The sequence below is a fragment of the Nocardia araoensis NBRC 100135 genome, from assembly GCF_000308435.1.
Classification (GTDB): Bacteria; Actinomycetota; Actinomycetes; order Mycobacteriales; family Mycobacteriaceae; genus Nocardia; species Nocardia araoensis.
The window spans coordinates 44,414-64,139 of sequence record NZ_BAFR01000155.1 but is presented as its reverse complement, the minus strand read 5'-3'; the positions used below and the strand labels follow the sequence as shown (position 1 = coordinate 64,139).

Here is a 19,726-nt window from a genome sequence, read left to right as displayed (position 1 = left end):
TGCGCAACACCTGCACCACGTGGGCGAACACGCAGAACGAGATCAACGGCACCGCGGTGGTCAACGATCGGGAGACGGGGGCGCAATTGCACGTCAGTTTCCCCAGCGTGCCGACCCAGGACAGCCTGAACGGGCCGACCAACTACATCGTCACCGCGCTCGGCCCCGACTATTCGTGGGCTGTGGTCACCGATCCGAGCCTGGCCTCCGGATTCGTCCTGGCCCGTGCCGCGTCGCTGGGCGCGGATGCCTGGCAGCAGGTGCGCGCGGCGATCACCGCGGCGGGCCAGAACCCGTGCCTGTATCTGACCTCCCCGACGACGGGCGGTGACTCGCGCATCGTCCCGCTCTGCGTGGCGTGATGCGTGCTCGGCGAGCGCGATGACCGTCACGATCGCATTGTTCACCCGCGACCTACGGGTGCGGGACAATCCGGTGCTGACCGCCGCGCACCGAGAAGGCGCAGCGGTGGTGCCGCTGTTCGTGCTCGACGAAGCCATTCTCTCCGGCCGCTCCGCCGCACCCAACCGCGCCCGGTTTCTCGCTGCCGCACTCGCGGAGTTGGACGACGAGCTGCACGCCGTCGGCGGCGGCTTGGTCCTGCGCCGCGGCGACGCGGCCGCGGAGGTCGATCGCGTGGTGGCGCAGGTGCATGCCGACAGCGTGCACGTCGCCGCCGACGTCAGCGGCTACAGCCGCCACCGGGAACGCGCGCTGCGGGAGCTTCTTTCCCGTCGCGGCTGCCTGCTGCACACGCATTCCGCCACCGTCACCACCGCCGATCCGGCGACGCTGCTGCCCGCCACCGGGCGCGACCACTTCGCGGTCTTCGGCCCGTATTTCCGGCGCTGGTCCGACGCGCCGCGGCGCAAGCCGCTGGGCAGGCCGCGCGACCTCACGGTGCCGCGAGTGTCCGGCCTGCCGCTGCCGGACGCGGGTGAACTGTGCGCGGGCCCGACGTCCCCGCAACTCGCCGTGGGCGGGGAGACGACGGGCCGGAAGCTTTTGCGGGACTGGCTGTCCGGGCCGGTGGAGCACTACGCGCGCGACAGCGACCACCTCGCCGCGGACGCCACCTCGCGGCTGTCGTCCTATCTGCACTTCGGCTGCGTGTCCCCCGTGGAGCTGGCGCACCGGATCGACCTGTCCACCGAGGGCGGGCGCGCGTTCGCCCGGCAGCTGGCCTGGCGCGACTTCCACCATCAGTTGCTGGCCGCACGCCCGTCCGCGGCTTGGTCGGACTACCGCTCCCGCCCGATCCGCTGGCGCGACGACCAGCAGGCCCTCGACGCCTGGCGGGAGGGACGCACCGGACACCCGATCGTGGACGCGGGAATGCGGCAGCTGCGCGCGGAAGGCTGGATGCACAACCGGGCACGCCTGATCACGGCCAGCTTCCTGACCAAGTCGCTGCGGGTCGACTGGCGGCTGGGGGCGGAGCACTTCCTGCGCTGGCTGGTGGACGGTGATCTGGCGAACAACCAGCTCAACTGGCAGTGGGTCGCGGGTACGGGGACCGACACCAGGCCGAACCGGGTGCTCAATCCGCTACGCCAGGCGCAGCGCTACGACCCCGACGGCGCGTACGTCCGGCGCTGGGTCCCCGAGCTGGCGCATCTGCCCGGTGCGCGCATCCACCGACCGTGGCGGGAACAGGTCGATCCGGCGGTCTATCCGGCGCCGATCATCGATGTCGTCGGGATGTGATGGCCCGGAGTCATCCGGGCAGCTCGTTCGACGGATGCACGGCGTCGGCGACCGACTCGAAGGCTCGCATCACGTTCTCCAGTTCGTCGCCGACGTCCCGCATGCCTGCCACCGCCGCCGGATCTTCGGTGTCGAAGTACCACCGCGCGAACAAGCGGCGGAACGCGTCGTCGGCGTCGCGGGCCAGCCGCGCGATCTCGGCGCGATAGCGCGCCGCCGCACCGCGATCCGGCGGCGCCGCGAGCGACCGGGCCGTGTTCCGGCCCGATTCCTCGACGATGCCGATGATCTCGGCGAGTTCGTCCGCGAGCACCGTCGCGCGGTGGCGGTGCGCGAGTTCGGCTGCCGTCCCGAGGTGGACCACGATGTCGCGCAAGGCGCGGGTGAGATCGCAGTCCGGCTCGCCGTGCGGTTCACAGGTGATGTCCTCGGCGAGTGACGCGAGCCGCGCGTGTACCGCGGCGTGATCGGCGGGAACGCGGTGCAGCATGCCGAGTATCGCGGCGGCTTGCCCGACCGCGCCCGCCGCACGCCGAGAGCAGTCGTGCGAGTGTCTCCGGGTCAACGGTTGCGACGGTGCCACAGGTGCTCCTGACGGTGGATCGAAAGGGTGGCGCGCGGCGGTGGTCCGCCGCACGGTCGCGACCGGTGCCGCGACACAGATGATTCGAAGAGCAGGACCGCGCGGATCAACCCTCCTCGACGACACGCGTTCCGGTGCGAGCTTGGCGAATCGTGTTCGTGCGCGCTTGAATTGATGTGTCGAGGATTTGCCACGCCGAGGAAAGGGACCTGTCGTGGGCACCGTCGAGATCGCGATCACCATCGGCCGCATCGTGGACACCCTGCAGAAGGCGCTGATTCTGTTCATTCTCTGAGCGACTCGTGAGTCCCGGGTCCGCCGACGAGGGTCGCCCGGAAATCACACGCCGGATCGTGCCCCGGTCGATCAGTCGCCGTACACCGACCGGTGGAAGTCCCATGCGTCGGAGACGATGTCGGCCAGGTCCGGGCGCTGTGGCTTCCAGCCCAACCGGGTCCCCGCCTTGCCGCTCGCGGCCACGCAGACGGCCGGGTCACCCGGCCTGCGCGGACCGTACCGGACCGGGAATTCCCGTCCGGTGACTTCGCGTACCGTGTCGAGCACCTGCCGGTTGGAGTATCCGCTGCCGTTGCCGAGGTTGTACACCTCGTATTCGCCGGGTCGGATGGCTTCCAACGCCAGCAGGTGGGCGGCGGCCAGGTCGGCGACGTGCACATAATCCCGGATGCAGGTGCCGTCCGGCGTCGGGTAGTCGGTGCCGTAGAGGGTGAACGAATCACGTTGTTCCGCAGCGGCCTGCAGCAGAATCGGGATCAGATGCGATTCCGGCTCGTGGCGCTCGCCCAGGTGCGTCTCCCCGGTGAACACGGCTCCGGAGGCGTTGAAGTAACGCAGCGACGCCGCGCCGAGTTCGCTCGCGCCGCACTCGCCCGCGATCATCATGTCCACCGTCGCCTTGGTCGCCGCGTACGGGTTGGCCGGACGCACCTCGGCGTTCTCGTCGAAGGGTGTGCTGCCGTCACCGGTGTACATCGACCCGGTGCTGGAGAAGATCAGCCGCGGTGTGCCCGCGGCGCGAACGGCGCGCAACAGGGCGAGCGAGCCTTCGATGTTGTTCCACCAGTACTTCTCCGGGTTCGCGACCGATTCGGCGACTTCGATCTTGGCGGCGAAGTGCAGCACGCCGTCGAAGCCCGCCGCCGGGGTGAGCACGTCGGCGACGCGGTGGATCGACAGTTCGTGAAACGTCGCGGGCGACGGAAGGTTCGCCGCGAAGCCGGTGGACAGGTCGTCGAGAATCTCTACTTCGTGGCCCGCGTCGACGAGTTGGTGCGCGACGACGCTGCCGATGTACCCGGCGCCGCCGGTGACGAGAAGCTTCACGGATGTCCTCTCCTGTTGTCAGCTATTTCCCAGCGCATATCGGAAGGTCTCGAGATTCCGGACCGAGGATCGTTCTCGCGGTCGAAGTCCGGCCGGTGGCCCGAGGGGGTCGAGACCTAGGAGAACAAGTATGAAGGCGTTGAAGTCCAAGGTGGCGAAGGCCGCGGCGGTCGGAGGCATCGCTCTGGCGGCGGTCGGCGTGGGTGCCGCTGCCCTGAGTCCGTCGATACGCCGCAGTCGGGTCGATTACCTCGCAGGTAATCGACCTGATCGGCGTTTCGGGCGATGCTCGGGAGCATGGTGACGAACAGCAAGCGGCGAAACCGCTCCGCGCTGGCCGGCGCGCTGCGCGGCCTCGCGCTCGGACGGGTCGTGCTGGGCTCGGCCGCGCTCGTGGCCCCGCGGACGCTGACCGAGGCGCTCGGCGTGCGGCCCACGCCCGAGCTCGACTACATGACCCGGATCTTCGGCGCGCGGGCGATCGCGCTCGGCCTCGGGTACCTGACCGCACCCGCCGAGGAGCTGCCGCGCTGGCAGCGCCTGGCGTTGCTGGTGGACATCCTCGACACTACGCACGGCGGGGTGCGCCTGCTGCGCGGTGACGTACCGAGGCCGACCGCGGTCGCGCTGGTCGCCCTGACCGGCGGGTACATGCTCGTCGGCGCGACCCGGCTGGCCGGAGACCTGTGGTGAATGTCTTTGGCACACTGGTCCGATGGCGACCGTTGTGGCATTCCACGCGCACCCCGACGACGAGACGCTGCTGACCGGCGGAACCCTGGCCGAGCTGTCCGCCGCCGGGCACCGGACCGTCATCGTGGTGGCCACCGACGGTCACATGGCCGATCTGGACGGCCGGAAGGCGTTGCGGCTGAGCGAGTTGGAGGCGAGCGCCGCCGCCCTCGGAGTGCACCGTGTGGTGCACCTCGGTTACGCCGACAGCGGCCACGGCGCGGTGCTGTACGCCGACCCGCCGGACCGGATGCGTTTCGCCCGCGCCGACCTCGAGGACGCGGCGCGGCGGCTGGCCGCGATCCTGCGCGAGGAGCACGCGGAGATCCTGCTCAGTTACGACCGCAACGGCGGGTACGGGCACCGCGACCACGTCCGCGTGCACGAGGTGGGCAAACGCGCGGCAGAGTTCGCCGGGGTGGCGCGCGTATTGGACGCCACCCTGCCCCGCGATGGCTACGCGCGCCTCGTCCGTTCGCTGGGCCCGCTGGGCTTCCCTTTCCACTACGACCCATCGGTTCTCGACTCGCTGTACAGTCCGCGTTCGGCGATCACCCACCGGATCGACGTCTCCGCTCGAGCCGCCCGCCGCAAGACCGCTCTGGCCGCCCACCGGTCGATCGTCGAGGGCAACAGCCGCTTCGCGACCATCGCGAAGGTGCTGCTCCGCATGCCGACCCCGGTGCTCGCGCGGGTCATGCAGTGGGAGTGGTTCGCCGAAGAAGGCGCCACCCCTACCTCGGGCCCTCCCCTCGACGACATCTTCCAGCCGGCCTCCCGCTGAGCGGTTCGCACTCGGAGGTTGCCTACCGCGACGGCATCCGCTCACCCGCGGAATCGGCGGGTTCCCGAGGCAACACCACGGTGAACGTCGCCCCGCGCCCCGGTTCGCTGTCCAGCGACACCCGTCCGCCGTGGGCGGTCACCAGAGCTCGGACGATGGACAGGCCGAGGCCGGTGCCGCCGCTGGTGCGGGTGCGTGAGGCATCCGCGCGGTAGAAGCGTTCGAACACCCTGGCCGCGGCCTCGGGCGACAGGCCGGGGCCCGCGTCGATCACGTCGATGCGGACGCGATCGGGCGCGGCCGTGAGCCGCACCGTGATGGGCGTTTCCCGCGGGGTGTGGGTGAGGGCGTTGCCGAGCAGGTTGCCCAGGACCTGGCGCAGGCGGGCCTCGTCGCCGACGACGTCCATGGTTCCTTCGCCGTCGCCGAGCACCAGCGTGATCGGACGATCCGGCGCGTCGGGCGAGGGCTTCTGACGGGCGGCGATGGCCCTGGCGTTGTGCACGGCGTCACCGGCGAGTGCGAGCAGGTCGACGGGTTTGCGCTCCAGCGGGCGTTTCTCGTCCAGCCGCGCCAGCAACAGCAGATCTTCGACCAGCAGGCCCATCCGCTCGGCCTCGGCCTCGATCCGGCCGACCACCATCCCCGCGTCGCTGCTCGCGCCCTGGCGGTACAACTCGGCGAAACCGCGGATCGTGGTCAGCGGCGTGCGCAGTTCGTGGCTCGCGTCCGCGACGAAGCGGCGCATCCGCGCCTCCGAGCGGCGGGCCGCTTCCTCCGAGGCCTCGGTCGCGGCCACGCCGTGCTGGATCTGCGCGAGCATCTCGTTCAGCGATCGCGCCAGATGGTCGACCTCGGTGTCGACCCCGCGCACCGGCACCCGCCGGTGCAGGTCGCCGCCCGCGATCGCCGCCGCGGTCTGCTCCACCTCGCGCAGCGGCCGCAGGCTGCGCCGGATGACCAGATAGCCGACGGCGCCGAGGGCCAGCAGTGCCGCGGCCCCGGTGCCGATCTCGAAGAAGATCAGCCGCGAGACCGTCTCCTGGTTGTCGGTCAGCGGCAGGGCGATGGTGGTCGAACCGTACTGGTTGGTGGTGGTCAGCACGCGCCAGCGCACCGAGGAGCCGTCCGAGGAATCGACCGTGCGCGGTGTGCCGGCTTTCACGCCGTCGAGATCGGGGGTTCCCGCGGCGCTGTTGGCGCCCGGAAGTTCTTGATACACCTGTCCGTCGGCTCCGGTGCGCAGTTCGAAGAACCGGCGCGGTTGCTCGCCCGGCGACCTCGGCTGCATGGGCGCGGCCGGAAGATCCGCCGGAATCCATTGCGTGCGACCATCATTGGTGGTCACCTGTCGCATGGGCCGCGGCTCGGCCCAGGAGCGCGCCGCGTCGTAGAGTTGCTCGTCGATGCGCTGGGTGAGTGACCGGCTCAGCGCCGAGGTCACCGCGGCGCCCGACGCGAACAGCGCAGCGGTCGTCAGCAGCAACAGCACGATCACCAGTCCCACCCGCAGCGGGACCGCGGAGATCCGCCGCGCGAGTTTCTCCCGTACGCTCACGCCCGGCTCACCTGGGGTTCCCGCAGCACGTATCCCACGCCACGCAGCGTGTGCAGCAACTTCGGTTCGGTGGTGTCGATCTTGCGCCGCAGATACGACACGTACGACTCGACCACGCCCGCGTCGCCGCCGAAGTCGTAGCGCCAGACGTGGTCGAGGATCTTCGGCTTGCTCAGCACCTTGCCCGCGTTGACCATGAAATACCGCAGCAGGGTGAACTCGGTCGGCGACAGCGACACCGGCGCGCCCGCCTTCCAGACCTCGTGGCTGTCGTCGTCGAGTACCAGGTCGCCGACCGTCATCCGGTTGGAGCTCTCCTGGACCGACTGTATTCCGCTGCGGCGCAGGATGACTCGGAGCCGGGCGATGACCTCCTCCAAGCTGAACGGCTTGGTCACGTAGTCGTCCGCGCCGAGGGTGAGGCCGGTGAGCTTGTCGTCGACGTCGTCGCGTGCGGTGAGGAAGAGCACGGGGGCGGTCACCCCGTCGGCGCGCAGCCGCCGCAGCATCCCGAACCCGTCCATGCCCGGCATCATCACGTCCACGATCAGCGCGTCCGGCCGGAAACCGCGCACCCGGTCCAGCGCCTCGGTTCCGCTGAGCGCGGTGGCCACCTCGAAGCCCTGGAACCGCAGGCTCACGGCGAGCAGTTCGATGATCATCGGTTCGTCGTCCACGATGAGGATCCGGGCCTCGGGTTCGGTACTGGTCATGTACCCATGGTCACGCGGCGAGCACGGAGCAACCTGCGAGCAAGCTGGAAGTTTCCTGTGAGCGCAGGGGACGCCGCAGTCCCCGAACACGCGGAAGGAGTATCGCCGCGTCGTAGGACGCGGCGATACTCCGGCGGTGGGATCGGAATCGTCAGCTGATGGGGGCGGTCAGGTCGTAGACCGTGGCGTTGCCGACCGTCTTCGCGGTGTAGTGCGCCTTCACCCATTCGGTGATCTCGTCGGCGGCCGACTTCTCGCCACCCGAGCCCGGCGGCCGCATGCCCTGGCCCTGCGCGATGAAGTAGTGCACCTCGCCGCCGGCCACGTACTGCTGGAACTGAGCCAACGTCGGCGCGTCGTCGCCGCCGCCGAAGCCGCCGATCGCGATCACCGACGTGCCGGTGCGCAATTCCAGGCCGGACGCGGTGCCGGAGCCGATGCTCGCCGCCGACCACCGGCTGTCGGTGGCCTTCAGCAGGGCGTTCAGCTCGGCGTTGTCGCTGCTGCCGCCCGGTCCACCGCCGCCGGGAGCGCCGCCTGCGGGAGCCGCTCCGGTCGGCACTTCGCTGCCGGTGGCAGCCGCGTCGCCGGTGGGCTGTCCGGTGCCGGTGGCAGCCGCATCCCCGGCCGGTCGGCCGGTGCCGGACGCTCCGTCGGCGGCCTCGGTGCGGCCGTCGTCCCGGCCGGGTCCGCCCGAGCCGGGTCCGCCCATCGCACCCGGCTGTGCGGGCCCCGAGGTGGGGATGCCGCCGCTGTGCGCGTGGGTGACCGTCTCGACCGCGTAGGCCGTCGATCCGGCGAACCCGGCCAGCAACGCCGTCGCCGCGATCGCGACGGCCATCCGGCGCGACCGGTACGCGCCGAACAGCAGCGCCACCGCGGCGATCGCCGTCGCGGCCACGACCGTCCAGCGCAGCCACGGCAGCCAGTCCGGCGTGCGATTCAGCAGAACGAAGGCCCAGGCGCCGGTGACCGCCGACAGTGAGGCCAAGGTGAACCTGGCCGCCACCTGCCCGCGCCGCCGCCACAGCTGCGTCACCGCGACCGCCGCGACACCGGCGACGCCGGGCGCCAGCGCCACCGTGTAATACGGGTGGATGATCCCGCTCATGGAGCTGAACACCAGGCCGGTGCCGAGCACCCAACCGCCCCACAGGATCATCGCCGCCCGCAGCCGGTCGGTGCGCGGTGCGCGGCCACTCAGCCATAGCCCGGCGACCAAGCCGATCAGCGCGACCGGAAGCAGCCAGGACACCTCGGTCGCCATGGAGCCGCTGAACAGCCGGGCCGGTCCGGTCTCGCCGCCGAACGCGCCGCCCATGCCGCCGCCACCGCCTGGACCGCCGGAGCCCCCTCCGCCGGGATTGCCGCTGCCGCCCAGCAACCGGCCCATTCCGTTGTAGCCGAGGGCCAGTTCCCACAGGCTGTTGTCGGTCGACCCGCCGATGTACGGGCGCGACTGCGCGGGCCACAGTTCGACCAGCAGCACATACCAGCCGCCCGAGACCACCACGGCCGCGCACGCGGTGATCAATTTGCCGATGCGAGAGAAGAATCCGCCCGCCCCCGCGACCAGGAACACCAGTCCCAGTGCGGGCAGGACCAGGAATGCCTGCATCATCTTGGTCAGGAACGCGAAACCGATGGCGGCACCGGCCAGCGTGAGCCACCCGGTGCTCGCCGAACGCCAGCGCGGGTCGTGCGCGTCGATCGCCCGCACCGTGCAGTAGGCCGCCGCGATCAGCAGCAGTGTCAGCAGCGCGTCCGGGTTGTCGAAGCGGAACATCAACGCCGCGACCGGAGTCGCCGCCAACGCCGCACCCGCCAGCAGGCCCGCGCCTGGCCCGCTCCACCGCCGCACCGCGGCGTACAGCAGGGCCACCGAACCGACGCCCATCAACGCCTGCGGCGCCAGCAGCGACCACGAGCTGAAACCGAACAGCCGCCCCGACAGCCCCATCACCCACAGCGCCGCGGGCGGCTTGTCCACCGTGATCGCGTTGCCCGCGTCGTGCGAGCCGAACAGCAGCGCCTTCCAGCTCTGCGTACCCGCCTGCGCCGCGGCGGCGTAGTACTCGTTGGCCCACCCGGATACCGTCAGATTCCACAGATACAGCACCGCGGTGGCGGCGAGCAGCGCGAACAACGCCGGGCGCGCCCACCGCGGTCGGGTCGCGGGCCCGAAGAACACGCGTTCCGCCCGGGACCGTGCGGCCGGGGCGCGATGGGCGCCGACAGGTCTCTCGTCGGCCGCAACGCCCGGCGGGACGCTCGTGATCGACGCCATGATCGTGCCTTCCTCTCGTCTGAACCTCTGCACGAAAGGCTAGGAAGGCAGCCTGCCCGCAAGCTGGGGCAAACCTGGGAGTGCGCTGTGGGGCCGAGCGGCCCTCGTCACCCGCTCGGCCGGGTCACACGGTGCTGACCACCTCCTCGTACTCCAGCCGCGGCGAACGCGGGAACCATGCGTTCGGGCCGGGTTTGCCGATATTGACCACGACCAGGCCGGTGTGTTCGCCGCCGGGGAAGAAGTCCTCGTCCAGGCCCGCACCGTCGAAGCCGTTCATCGGGCCCGCCGCCAGTCCGGCCGCACGGACGCCGAGGATGAAGTAGCCGATCTGGATCAGCGCATTGAAGCGCGCGGACTCGGCACGGTGGTCGGCGTCGGCGAAGTAATCCTTGGCCTGCGGCGCGTGCGGGAACACCTTGGGCAGGTGCTCGTGGAAATTCAGGTCGGCGGCCAGGATCGCCGACAGCGGCGCGGCCGCCGTCTTCGGCTTGTTGTTGTCGATCATGTGGGTGACCAGCCGGGCCCTGGCCTCGGGGGTGCGCACCAGAACGATCCGCAGCGGTTGCTGGTTCATCGACGTCGGTCCGTATTTGACCAGCTCGTAGATCTCGCGGATCTGCTCGTCGGTGACCGGCTCGTCGGTGAAGGTGTTCGCCGTGCGGGCCTGCAGGAACAACAGGTCCTTGGCGTCGGCGGCGAGCGTGAGCAGGGCCGGCTGAACGGAGTTCACAGGGTTTCTCCTCGAAGGGTGGTCGGATCAGTCGTGGACGACACGCCGCGACCGGGTCAGCAGCGCGCCGTCGACGCGGACGAGCACGTCGTGCACGACGCAGCTCGGCGCGATCTCCGGCTTGCTGTTCGGGCGGATCTTCACCACCAGGCAGTAGGCGGTGGACACGATGGTCCCGTCGTCCTGCGGCTGCAGATTGATCATGTTGAACCAATGCCTGCGCTGCATCGGGTCGGTCTCGAAGCGCTTGTGGAATTCGACCAGGTCGGCGACGATCCCCGCCCTGGTCCGGGCGGCGGTATGCCCGGCGTGTGCTCGAATTCCGCGTCCTCGGTGAAGGTCGCGGCATAGCCGGGGATGTCGCGGTTGTCCAGCCGCTGCATCTGCTCGGCGTAGAACTGCTGGACCTCGGCGTACAACTCGGTGCGGCTGGCGACGGTGGTCATGGTGGCTCCTGTGGTCGCGGCGGGGCTCGGCTGCACGCCAGCGTGGTCCACGCCGCTAGAGCCTCGGTTGAGCCGAAGCCCGCGCGCGGTTGACCGGATCTATAGGACGCGGGTCGACCCTGGTGGTCGAGAAGCCCGGCGAGTTCGGAAGTTCGACCGATGGAGGAGTCATGGCGGAAAATCGGCGCGTCGCGCTGGTCACCGGAGCGACCAGCGGAATGGGTCTGGAGATCACCAAAAGCCTGGCGGCCCAGGGCATTGCGGTGTTCCTCTGCGCTCGGGATCAGCAGCGGGTGACCGACACGGTGAAGAGCATGCAGGACGACGGTCTCGAGGTGGACGGCACCGTCTGCGACGTCGCCGACGCCGCGCAGGTCCGCGAGTACGTCGACGCGGGGGTGCGGCGCTACGGCCCGATCGACATCCTGATCAACAACGCGGGCCGCAGCGGCGGCGGTGTCACCGCGCAGGTGCCCGACGAACTGTGGTTCGACGTGATCAACACGAACCTCAACAGCGTCTTCCTGATGACGAAGGCGGTGCTGAACGCGGGCGGCATGCTCGAACGCGGCAGCGGCCGCATCGTCAACATCGCATCCACCGGCGGCAAGCAGGGCGTGGTGCACGGCGCTCCGTACTCCGCGTCCAAGCACGGCGTGGTCGGGTTCACCAAGGCGCTCGGCCTCGAATTGGCCAAGACCGGCATCACCGTGAACGCCGTGTGCCCGGGATTCGTGGAGACGCCGATGGCCGAGCGGGTGCGTGAGGTGTACTCGGGGCTGTGGGGCGTGGACACCGACGAGGTGCACGCCAGAGTCAGCGCGCGGGTGCCCATCGGCCGCTACGTGCAGCCGTTCGAGGTGGCGGCGATGGTCGACTATCTGATCGGTCCCGGGGCGGGGGCCGTCACCGCGCAGGCGCTGAACGTCTGCGGCGGCCTGGGCAATTACTGACAAGGAGTGAGGGCAATGACCGCAGTGGAGGAGAACGTCCCCACCACCGGACACGAGGACTATCTGCGGGTGCTGGAGGCCATCCAGGCCGGCGCGTTGCAGTTGCTCGCGGGTTTTCCGCAGCAGCCGAGCGCGCTGCGCTTCCAGGTGGGGGAGGTGACCGTCGAGGCGGAGTGGCCGACCGCGGGCCCGGCCGCGCCCGCCCCGCTCGCGGTGGCTGAGGTGGAACCCGCCGCGGCGCCGGCGGCGCTCGGCGCGGTCGTGCGCGCCCCCAGCGTCGGCGTGTTCTATCGATGCCCTGAGCCGGGTGCGGATCCGTTCGTCGAGATCGGCGACCGGGTCAGCGCCGGGCAGCAGGTCGGCATCGTGGAGGCGATGAAGTTGATGATCCCGGTGACGGCGCAGGCAGGCGTGATCACCGGGATCCTCAAGGAAGACGGCGAACCGGTTCAATTCGACGAGCCCTTGTTCTCGTATTCACCGGAATGACGATGTGTTCCGGGCGGGCGGCTGCGGCGCCAGGTGAGCACGCGGCGTTGTGTCCGCCCGCCCACCTGTGCGGCGCCGATCAGCGTCAGCACGTCTCCGTTCAGCGACATCTGCCGCACCTGCTCGGTCTGCGCCCACGCCGGGTTGGAGCACACGCTGATCGCGTGCACCACCTCCGTGCCGGTGCGCCGCCAGGTGCCCGCGTACCCCATGAACGGGGTGGCTCCCGGCGCGGCGTCCGTGCGCATCATGCTCACCGACATGTAGCCGTGCGCGCCGTAGATCAGCAGGCCGCGCGGTGCGTCGCCGAGTGGCCCCTCGCTGGTGACGTCCTGCTCGTCGATGTCGTAGTAGGACAGCAGTTCCCAGGTGCCGATGAGATCGGTTGCGTTCATGACACCGACGATGGCGGCCGCCGCTCTAATCACGCTGTAGCCGGTCGGCCCGCGAAGCGGTGACTGATCCGCACCAGCTGCCAGACGATGTGCAGCTCCTCGCGATCGCGCGGCCCGTACACCATGACCAGGGTCCTGGGCAGATATCCCTGCCGGGCCATCGGATGCGGCTCCGCCCACCCCTGCCGAATCGCTTGCACCACCACGTCTTTCGGCAGGCACATGTGCAGGCTGCCGTCTCCGTGCCCGTGCAGGTGGGCGAATTCGGTGCCCGCGAGGTAGGCCTCGCCGGGCCCTTGGGCGATCGTCGGCCGCAGGTGCAGTGCCCTGGTGTCGGGCAGGGAGACTCCGCTGCGTCCGGGCAGAACGCCGTCGAGCGTGGTCATCCGCGACCACAGCTGCTCCTGCAGCTCGGGCGGCGCGATCTGGTCGAGCTGCTGGTGCGGATTGTGTGCACGGGTACGCGGGCGGTCGCCGGAGCGCCGCGGCAGATCCAGGCGGCCGTCCACTGTTGTCGTCGTCATGACTGTGCTCCCTTCGGATTTCGCATGTGCGCGACCCTTGGAACCACAGTACTTTCCAAAGTATAGTAGTAACCAAGAGGAAAGTGACTTACCAGGAGGACGTATGACCGGTGCGCCCGGAACGGCCGTCGATCCTTGTCCGATCACGCCGGTCATCGACCTGGTCTTCGGCCGCTGGTCCACCCAGGTGCTGTGGGTGCTCACCCATGACGGCAAGCTGCGCTTCACCGAACTGCAACAGCGCATCCCCGGGTTGACTCCCAAGGTCCTCACCCAGCGCCTGCGTCAGCTCGAACGCGACGGCCTGGTCGCGCGCACCTACCACCCCGAGGTGCCGCCGCGCGTCGAATACGAGGCCACCCCGCTGGCCAGAACGCTCACCCCGGTGTTCGGCAGCATCGTGGCCTGGTCTTCCCGGCACCTCGGCGAGGTCCTCGCGGCGCGCGCCGCCTTCGACGCCGGTGAGCGTCCGAGCTGATCCGCGGCCCCGGCCCCGTCCGCCGAAGTTGTTGCGGCTCGGGTTTTTCCGAGTACGACGATGTGCTTCGATGGAACCGTGCCCGTGCCGGATGCGTCCAAGTCTGTGATGACTTCGACGTGGAGGGGAGCCGCAGTGGTGATGATCAGTCCGTTACTCGCCCCGACCGCGAGGGGTGGCGATCAGCCGGACCGGGGAGCAGGGGGTGCTGCCTGAATGGGTGGGGCCGCCGACAGAGTGACGCCGACACCGCGGCGCGCCGGGCCACGAAACTGCAACTCCACCGCGCGACGGTAGAGATACGCGATGCCATGCTCCAGCTACGCCCGTACTGCCGAGAGGTGGACCCGACCGAGCTGGCGGAATTCGCGGCCGTCCACGACGTACCCGATCGCGAGCGGGATACGGCCGAGTTCGCACTGCAACTGGCCCGTGCGGCTGCGGACAGGTCGAACGGTGCCGCACCGACCGGCGAGATCGTCCGCATGCGGGCGCCTTCCTCGTCTGCCACCCTGGACGACGAGGTGGCCGAGCTTCTCGAACTGGCCGAATGGTGGCCGCGAGCACGGCGATTCGCCGCCGGTCGACAGGGCCGCGCAGGCGCCGGAGCCGATTCCGAGTCGAATCGATGAGCAGGGGAGATACATGACCGACGCACCGTCCACCACGATGGCGACGGAGCCCGCGGCGTTGCCGCATCCGCGTTTCCGGCTGCCGATCCTCGGTGACGTCCTGACCACCGACTTCGCCAAGCCCTGCCAACGGCTGGCCGAGCAGGCGCGGGAACTCGGTCCCGTTTTCGAACAGAAACTCTTCGGGTTCCCGGCCGTCATCGTCACCGGGACCGAGGCGGTGGAGGAGGTCAACAACGAGGCGCTGTGGGAGAAGCACATCGGCCACTCGCTGATGAAGCTACGGCCGCTTGCCGGAGACGGCTTGTTCACCGCTTTCAACCGGGAACCGAACTGGGAGAAGGCGCACAACATCCTCATGCCCGCGTTCACCCGGGCCGCGATGGCCGACTATCACGCCACGATCACCGGCACGGTGCGCGAGTTGACCGACTTCTGGGCGGCGCGTGCCTCCGGATCGTGGATCGACGTTCCGGCGCACGCAAATACGCTGACCTTCGAGATCGTCTCGCGGGCCGGGTTCTCGCACTCGTTCAGCTCGATGTCCGATCCCCGGGGCAACCCGTTCGTCGAAGCCATGGTCCGCGAACTCACCTATGCCAACCGCCGTACCGATGTGCTTCCTCTGTTCGAGAAGATCTTCCGCCGTGGCCGGGCACGTCAGCATCGCGCGGACCTGGCGCACGCGCACGCCGTCGTCGACGGCATCGTCGAAAACCGCCGGGCCCGATCCGGCTCCGGGCGCGGCGACATCCTCGATCTGATGCTCGCCACCGGCGACCACGAAGCCGGTGACGCTCTTGACCCCACCAACATCCGCAACCAGATCCTGACCTTCCTGGTCGCCGGTAGCGAAACATCGGCGAACGTCATTTCCTTCGCCTTGCACTACTTGTCGATCCGGCCCGACATCGCCGACAGCGTTCGAGCCGAACTCGACGAGCGATGGCCTGCCGGTGTGGTCCCCGACATCGCATTCGACGATGTGGCGCGGCTGCGCCGCCTGCGGCGGGTGGTGGACGAGACGCTGCGGCTGTGGCCCACCGGTCCCGGCTATTTCCGCCGCGCGCGCCGGGACACGACCCTGTGCGACGGCAGATATCAGTTCAAGGAGAAGGACTGGGTGCTGGTGCTGCTGCTCGCGGCCCATCGGGATCCGGCGTGGGGACCGGACGCGGACGAGTTCGATCCCGATCGGTTTCTGCCGGAGAATCTTCGCAAGCTACCGCCGCGCGTCTACAAGCCCTTCGGCACCGGTCCCCGCGCCTGCATCGGGCGGCAGTTCGCCCAGCACGAGATCATGGTGGCGCTGGCCGCCATCCTGCATCGGTTCGAGTTGGAACCCGACCCGGACTATCGGCTCGATGTCCGGGAGACCCTGACACTCAAACCGGCGGGCCTGCGGCTGCGACTGCACCCCCGCTCGAGTTCGTGACCGCCCGCGGTCATCGGGCGGATGCCGGGCGCGGCGCCACCGTGAGCAGGTACCCGGCCAGTTCGCGGGGCATCGTGATCATGCAGTCGTGCCCGGTGGGGAGTACGTGGAGCCGGTCGGCAGGTAGATCGGCCGGCGGCAGGGTGCGCGGCATGGCGGCGCGCATCGCTTTGAAGTCGTCGCCGCCTTCGCTGCAATAGACGTGCCGCACCGGAATCGACGCCAGCGCAGCGGGATTCGTCAGTTTCATCGGCTGCTGGAAGGTCTTCAGCGATTGCGGCGTCTGCATGGAGGCCAGCCAAGTGAGATCGGGTTCCTCCGTGACGCCGTACAGGCCGCCGTCGCCGGTCGGTTCGGTTTGCGGCGGCACCAGCCAGCCGTCGCCGGTGGCGGCCGCCGCGGCGGCGAACGCGTCCACCATGCCCGGCATGATGTCGGCCACCGCCTCGCCGTCGCGGGGCACGAAGGTGTCGATGTAGACGAGTTCGGCGATGCGGTTCGGCACGGCGTCGGCGAGCGCGGTGACGACGATGCCGCCGTAGCTGTGCCCCACCAGGACGATGTCGGTCAGATCCTCGGCGGTGACCAGGTCGATCAGATCCTGGACGTGGGTGTCGAGCCCGACGTCCGCGGTGAGCAGGTCCGCGCGGTCGCCGAGACCGACCAGCGAGGGGGCCAGGACGCGGTGGCCCGAGTCCTCGAGCAGCGGGGCCACCCGCTGCCAGGCCCACCCGCCGTGGAAGGCGCCGTGAATGAGCAGGTAGGTCGACACGATCAGTTCTCCCTGAGTTTCGTGAGGGTCGTGACGGTTCCGGTCGCGGGCGGCACCGGCTCCGGCCGGATGCCGAGGCCGATCACCCGGGCCACCAGCCGGGGCAGGCGCGGGAAACGGCGTAGCAAGCGGACCAGCAGCGGTTTGTCGGTCCCCGGCCGTCCCGCGCTGGGGTAGAGGTCGGCCAGCATGTGCAACTGCGCGAATTGCACCACGCGCATGGGGAATTCGCGGCGGCGCTGAATGGCGCGCAGCTGAGCCGTGGACGCGGTCGCGCCCGCGGCGAGGATCGGCGCCAGCAGCCGGGCGGTCGCGATGGCGTCCTGCACCGCCAGATTGATGCCCACCCCGCCCGCCGGGGACATCGCGTGCGCCGCGTCCCCGATCGCCAGCAGCCCGGGGCGGTACCAGCGGCGCAGCCGATCCACCCGGACGTCGAGCGGTTTGACGTCGTCCCAGTCCAGGATCTCCGCGTCCAGACGCGGCGCGAGCACCGGATAGATGGCGGCCAGTTCCGCACGGAACCGCGCCAGCCCCGCCGCCCGGATCGTCGCGAAGCCGCCCTTCGGGATCATGTACGCGACCTGCAGATAGTCGCCGCGATCGATGCAGACGATGAAGAATCCCTTCCCGCTGCGCACGGTGGGCAGACGCTCGCCCTCCGGTTTGCCGACGCGGAACCAGAGCACGTCCATGGGCGCCGCGCTGGCGGCGACCTCGAGCAGCCCCGAGCGGCGCACGATCGAATGCCGCCCGTCGGCCGCGATCACCAGGTCGGCGGTGACTTCCAGCGGACCACCGGCCGTCCGGGCGCGTACGCCCGCCACCGCGCCGTCACGCTGGATCAGCTCGGTGACCTCCGCTTCCTGCACCAGCCGGAAGCCGGGGTAGCGGCGGCCCGCTTCGGCGAGGAAATTCAGCACGTCCCACTGCGGCATGAACGCCACGAACGGGAACGGGCCAGGCAGCGCGCTGAAATCGGCGAACACCACCGGACCGGTGGCGGTCGCCATCGGCAGCTGGGGCAGTTCGACGTGCGGCAGCGCGAGGAACTCCTCGGCCAAGCCGAGTTCGCGCATCGCGAGCAGGGTCGAGGTGTGGACGGTGTCGCCCCGGAAATCCCGCAGGAAGTCCGGATGCTTCTCCAGCACGAGCACCTCCACGCCGGAACGTGCCAGCAGCAGGCCGGTCATCAGTCCGGCGGGGCCGCCGCCGATCACGCAGACCCGCACGGATTCGGTGTTCACGCCAGGCATGCCGGCACCTGCCCGCCGTTGTAGAGCACCATTTCGTCGAAGATCGCCAGCACGTCCAGCGGTTCGCCGAGTTCGCCGCCGGACAGTTCCGCGTCCGCCCGATACAGGTTGCCGACCAACCGCTCCTGATCGACCAGGTCGGCGAACTCACCGTGGTCGGCCTCCAGCGCGATCGCCAGCGGAGTCAGCCCGAGTGCGCGTCCCTCCGCCGCCAGGTCCTGCACCCAGCGCAGGTAGCGCAGCGTCTGGTCGAAGATCTCCGGCCCGGTCACCGGGCCGTGCCCGGCGACGACCGTCTCCGCCCCCAGCTCGGCCAGCCGCCGCACTGCGGTGATCGCACCGCTGACCGACCCCATCAGGCAGAACGGCGCCGCGCCCGCCATCACCAGGTCCCCGGCGAACAGCACGCGCTCCTCGGGCAGCCACGCCACCACATCGTTGGTGGTGTGCGCGGCGGTGCCGAAGTGGATGAGCTCCACCCGGCGCTCGCCCTGGTGCAAGGTCAGGCGATAGCTGAACGTGATGCTCGGCAGCGTGACCCGCACATCGCCCCATTCGACATCCGGCCACAGCTTCGTCAGCGCCAGGCCGGTCTCGATCATCTCCGGCCGGATCCGGTCGTGGCCGACGACGATGGCGGCCGGGCCGAACAGATGGTTGCCGAAGTTGTGGTCGCCGTGATGATGGGTGTTCACGATGGTGCGGGCCGGGCCGGTACCCAGCCCGTCGACGAACTCGACGAGCGCTCGGGTACGGCCCTCCGTCGCGAGCGTGTCGATCACCACCGCGCCGTCCGGCCCGGTCAGCACACCGGCGTTGCTGACGCACCAGCCGCCGCGGCTGTGCGTGTAGGCGTAGACGCCGTCGGCGATCTCCTGCACGCGCGGCGTCGCGGTCGTCTCGGTGGCGGTCATGTCGGCGACTTCGTCGTCGCGGCATACCGTTCCGCGCACCGCAGCGTGTTGCGGCTGTTATCGGACAGCGCCTCGGTGAGGTAGGCGCGGGCGTCGGCGAGATCGGTGTTCGCGCCGAGGATCTCGCGCGCGGCCGGAGGGTTGATCGCGACGGTGTGCCGTGCGGTCACCACCGCGCCATCCGGTCCGTCGGCGAACTCCCATGCGCCGCTGTGGCCGAACAGTATCGCGGGCGGCACCAGCTGCTTGTAATCGATCCGTTCGCCGGGAACGCACACTCGGATCGACTTGGTGGTGTGCGGGATACCACCTGCCGTCACCGTGTCCATCTCCATCAGCTGCACGCCGTCGGCGTCCTCGGTGAGCTCGATGCGGCCGACGTGCGGGACCTGCTCGGGCCAGCGTTCGCTGTGGTAGACGAAGTCGTAGACCTCGGAGGCCGAGCAGTCCAGCCGCACGGTGTCCTCGAAGGTGTGGACCACCTCGTCCACCGGGTGGCCGAGTTCGGCGATGCGAGCCAGCGCCGCGAGCTCGGACACGCTGTTGCGATCCACCGCCGCGTCGACCTGCGCGGCATCGGCCCCGTCCGCCACCGTGTAGTGGTGATCCAGGGTGACCTTCGTCGTGCCGGGCCCGACCTCGTGGAACGACCAGCCGCCGCCCATCGAGGCGAACGGCGCCTGGCTGCGTTCCTGCTCGAAGGCGATGCGGCGCTGCTCGGCGTCCAGCACCCGCCGCGACGTCCAGTTCCGCACCGCGCCGCCGACGGTCGCCCACAGCCGGAAGCGCTCCTCGTCCGGCCCGCGGTGCAGATGCCGCACCAGCACGCTCGGCTCGAAGATCACCGGCCACCTGGTGACGTCGGCGACCAGCCCGTAGACGACATCCGGGGCGGCCTGCACCACCCTGGTGTGGGACATCACTCGGTCGCTCATGCTCTGTCCTTTCCGGCACGAGCGGGGCCCTGCGTGGTCACGCTGCGCTGCCTCCT

21 protein-coding genes and 1 pseudogene are annotated in these 19,726 nt (G+C 69.9%); 9 read left to right on the top strand and 13 right to left on the bottom strand.

Annotated features, from left to right (window positions below; translation table 11 throughout):
- Together ON21_RS21380 and ON21_RS21375 are read left to right on the top strand one after the other, a co-directional pair.
- On the top strand, positions 1-362 hold a 362-nt coding region (locus ON21_RS21380), incomplete at its 5' end, for a lipocalin family protein (RefSeq protein WP_039800162.1).
- 19 nt (positions 363-381) lie between these two features.
- Entirely contained in the window at positions 382-1,707 is a 1,326-nt protein-coding gene (locus ON21_RS21375; RefSeq protein WP_039800161.1) for a cryptochrome/photolyase family protein, read from the top strand.
- Positions 1,708-1,717: 10 nt separating this feature from the next.
- Here ON21_RS21375 and ON21_RS21370 read toward each other — a convergent pair whose 3' ends face one another.
- Positions 1,718-2,290: a hypothetical protein gene (locus ON21_RS21370; protein WP_039800160.1), complete on the bottom strand. Its 573-nt coding sequence runs from the start codon at positions 2,288-2,290 to the stop codon at positions 1,718-1,720.
- 366 nt (positions 2,291-2,656) lie between these two features.
- Positions 2,657-3,634, bottom strand: coding sequence for a UDP-glucose 4-epimerase GalE (gene galE / locus ON21_RS21365; protein ID WP_039800158.1), 978 nt, complete (start codon positions 3,632-3,634; stop codon positions 2,657-2,659).
- Positions 3,635-3,931: 297 nt separating this feature from the next.
- Here galE and ON21_RS21360 point away from each other — a divergent pair, with 297 nt between their 5' ends.
- Positions 3,932-4,327, top strand: coding sequence for a hypothetical protein (locus ON21_RS21360; protein WP_039800187.1), 396 nt, complete (start codon positions 3,932-3,934; stop codon positions 4,325-4,327).
- Between the two features lie 22 nt (positions 4,328-4,349).
- Positions 4,350-5,150: a PIG-L deacetylase family protein gene (locus ON21_RS21355; RefSeq protein WP_039800157.1), complete on the top strand. Its 801-nt coding sequence runs from the start codon at positions 4,350-4,352 to the stop codon at positions 5,148-5,150.
- Positions 5,151-5,172: 22 nt separating this feature from the next.
- Here ON21_RS21355 and ON21_RS21350 read toward each other — a convergent pair whose 3' ends face one another.
- The 5 genes and pseudogenes from ON21_RS21350 to ON21_RS41035 all read right to left on the bottom strand — a co-directional run bounded on the left by ON21_RS21350 (position 5,173) and on the right by ON21_RS41035 (position 10,824).
- The gene (locus ON21_RS21350) at positions 5,173-6,708 is read right to left on the bottom strand and encodes a sensor histidine kinase (protein ID WP_051021172.1); all 1,536 of its coding nucleotides are present in this window, start codon (positions 6,706-6,708) and stop codon (positions 5,173-5,175) included.
- The gene (locus ON21_RS21345) at positions 6,705-7,421 is read right to left on the bottom strand and encodes a response regulator transcription factor (protein WP_039800155.1); all 717 of its coding nucleotides are present in this window, start codon (positions 7,419-7,421) and stop codon (positions 6,705-6,707) included. Before ON21_RS21345 ends, ON21_RS21350 begins: the two co-directional genes overlap by 4 nt.
- A gap of 151 nt (positions 7,422-7,572) precedes the next feature.
- On the bottom strand, positions 7,573-9,708 hold the full coding sequence (locus tag ON21_RS21340) for a glycosyltransferase family 39 protein (RefSeq protein WP_039800153.1): 2,136 nt from the start codon (positions 9,706-9,708) through the stop codon (positions 7,573-7,575).
- A 124-nt stretch (positions 9,709-9,832) separates the two neighbouring features.
- Positions 9,833-10,441 carry a malonic semialdehyde reductase gene (locus ON21_RS21335; protein ID WP_039800151.1) on the bottom strand — a complete coding sequence of 203 codons (609 nt, stop codon included), beginning with the start codon at positions 10,439-10,441 and terminating at the stop codon, positions 9,833-9,835.
- A 27-nt stretch (positions 10,442-10,468) separates the two neighbouring features.
- Positions 10,469-10,824, bottom strand: a pseudogene (locus ON21_RS41035) (nuclear transport factor 2 family protein).
- Positions 10,825-11,057: 233 nt separating this feature from the next.
- Here ON21_RS41035 and ON21_RS21325 point away from each other — a divergent pair.
- Together ON21_RS21325 and ON21_RS21320 are read left to right on the top strand one after the other, a co-directional pair.
- On the top strand, positions 11,058-11,840 hold the full coding sequence (locus tag ON21_RS21325) for an SDR family NAD(P)-dependent oxidoreductase (protein ID WP_039800185.1): 783 nt from the start codon (positions 11,058-11,060) through the stop codon (positions 11,838-11,840).
- A 15-nt stretch (positions 11,841-11,855) separates the two neighbouring features.
- The gene (locus ON21_RS21320) at positions 11,856-12,329 is read left to right on the top strand and encodes an acetyl-CoA carboxylase biotin carboxyl carrier protein (protein WP_051021171.1); all 474 of its coding nucleotides are present in this window, start codon (positions 11,856-11,858) and stop codon (positions 12,327-12,329) included.
- Here ON21_RS21320 and ON21_RS21315 read toward each other — a convergent pair.
- Together ON21_RS21315 and ON21_RS21310 are read right to left on the bottom strand one after the other, a co-directional pair.
- A complete protein-coding gene (locus ON21_RS21315; protein ID WP_051021170.1) occupies positions 12,290-12,724 on the bottom strand; it encodes a lipocalin-like domain-containing protein in 435 nt (144 codons plus the stop codon). The genes ON21_RS21320 and ON21_RS21315 overlap by 40 nt on opposite strands.
- Before the next feature lie 29 nt (positions 12,725-12,753).
- Positions 12,754-13,248: a luciferase domain-containing protein gene (locus ON21_RS21310; protein WP_051021169.1), complete on the bottom strand. Its 495-nt coding sequence runs from the start codon at positions 13,246-13,248 to the stop codon at positions 12,754-12,756.
- A 103-nt stretch (positions 13,249-13,351) separates the two neighbouring features.
- On the opposite strand from ON21_RS21310, the gene ON21_RS21305 reads away from it, so the two are divergent.
- The 3 genes from ON21_RS21305 to ON21_RS21295 all read left to right on the top strand — a co-directional run bounded on the left by ON21_RS21305 (position 13,352) and on the right by ON21_RS21295 (position 15,793).
- Positions 13,352-13,726 carry a winged helix-turn-helix transcriptional regulator gene (locus ON21_RS21305; RefSeq protein WP_039800149.1) on the top strand — a complete coding sequence of 125 codons (375 nt, stop codon included), beginning with the start codon at positions 13,352-13,354 and terminating at the stop codon, positions 13,724-13,726.
- Between the two features lie 62 nt (positions 13,727-13,788).
- Entirely contained in the window at positions 13,789-14,358 is a 570-nt protein-coding gene (locus ON21_RS40900) for a DUF6545 domain-containing protein (RefSeq protein WP_308417991.1), read from the top strand.
- Positions 14,359-14,371: 13 nt separating this feature from the next.
- Positions 14,372-15,793, top strand: coding sequence for a cytochrome P450 (locus ON21_RS21295; RefSeq protein WP_083880784.1), 1,422 nt, complete (start codon positions 14,372-14,374; stop codon positions 15,791-15,793).
- Between the two features lie 10 nt (positions 15,794-15,803).
- Here ON21_RS21295 and ON21_RS21290 read toward each other — a convergent pair whose 3' ends face one another.
- The 4 genes from ON21_RS21290 to ON21_RS21275 are packed head-to-tail and all read right to left on the bottom strand — an operon-like array spanning position 15,804 to position 19,670.
- Complete coding sequence (locus ON21_RS21290) at positions 15,804-16,565, bottom strand: alpha/beta hydrolase (RefSeq protein ID WP_039800147.1); 762 nt, start codon at positions 16,563-16,565, stop codon at positions 15,804-15,806.
- Between the two features lie 2 nt (positions 16,566-16,567).
- Positions 16,568-17,821: an FAD-dependent oxidoreductase gene (locus ON21_RS21285; protein ID WP_051021168.1), complete on the bottom strand. Its 1,254-nt coding sequence runs from the start codon at positions 17,819-17,821 to the stop codon at positions 16,568-16,570.
- On the bottom strand, positions 17,809-18,735 hold the full coding sequence (locus ON21_RS21280) for an MBL fold metallo-hydrolase (protein ID WP_039800178.1): 927 nt from the start codon (positions 18,733-18,735) through the stop codon (positions 17,809-17,811). Before ON21_RS21280 ends, ON21_RS21285 begins: the two co-directional genes overlap by 13 nt.
- The gene (locus ON21_RS21275; RefSeq protein WP_039800146.1) at positions 18,732-19,670 is read right to left on the bottom strand and encodes an aromatase/cyclase; all 939 of its coding nucleotides are present in this window, start codon (positions 19,668-19,670) and stop codon (positions 18,732-18,734) included. The genes ON21_RS21280 and ON21_RS21275 overlap by 4 nt, the downstream gene beginning before the upstream one ends.
- Positions 19,671-19,726: the final 56 nt, after the last annotated feature.

Excerpts from the sequence above, each read along its gene's own strand:
- ON21_RS21375 (WP_039800161.1), top strand. The coding sequence starts at position 382 with ATGACCGTCACGATCGCATTGTTCACCCGCGACCTACGGGTGCGGGAC.
- ON21_RS21360 (WP_039800187.1), top strand. The coding sequence starts at position 3,932 with ATGGTGACGAACAGCAAGCGGCGAAACCGCTCCGCGCTGGCCGGCGCG.
- ON21_RS21355 (WP_039800157.1), top strand. The coding sequence starts at position 4,350 with ATGGCGACCGTTGTGGCATTCCACGCGCACCCCGACGACGAGACGCTG.
- ON21_RS21345 (WP_039800155.1), bottom strand. The coding sequence starts at position 7,421 with ATGACCAGTACCGAACCCGAGGCCCGGATCCTCATCGTGGACGACGAA.
- ON21_RS21340 (WP_039800153.1), bottom strand. The coding sequence starts at position 9,708 with ATGGCGTCGATCACGAGCGTCCCGCCGGGCGTTGCGGCCGACGAGAGA.
- ON21_RS21325 (WP_039800185.1), top strand. The coding sequence starts at position 11,058 with ATGGCGGAAAATCGGCGCGTCGCGCTGGTCACCGGAGCGACCAGCGGA.
- ON21_RS21320 (WP_051021171.1), top strand. The coding sequence starts at position 11,856 with ATGACCGCAGTGGAGGAGAACGTCCCCACCACCGGACACGAGGACTAT.
- ON21_RS21315 (WP_051021170.1), bottom strand. The coding sequence starts at position 12,724 with ATGAACGCAACCGATCTCATCGGCACCTGGGAACTGCTGTCCTACTAC.
- ON21_RS21310 (WP_051021169.1), bottom strand. The coding sequence starts at position 13,248 with ATGACGACGACAACAGTGGACGGCCGCCTGGATCTGCCGCGGCGCTCC.
- ON21_RS21305 (WP_039800149.1), top strand. The coding sequence starts at position 13,352 with ATGACCGGTGCGCCCGGAACGGCCGTCGATCCTTGTCCGATCACGCCG.
- ON21_RS21295 (WP_083880784.1), top strand. The coding sequence starts at position 14,372 with ATGACCGACGCACCGTCCACCACGATGGCGACGGAGCCCGCGGCGTTG.
- ON21_RS21285 (WP_051021168.1), bottom strand. The coding sequence starts at position 17,821 with ATGCCTGGCGTGAACACCGAATCCGTGCGGGTCTGCGTGATCGGCGGC.
- ON21_RS21280 (WP_039800178.1), bottom strand. The coding sequence starts at position 18,735 with ATGACCGCCACCGAGACGACCGCGACGCCGCGCGTGCAGGAGATCGCC.
- ON21_RS21275 (WP_039800146.1), bottom strand. The coding sequence starts at position 19,670 with ATGAGCGACCGAGTGATGTCCCACACCAGGGTGGTGCAGGCCGCCCCG.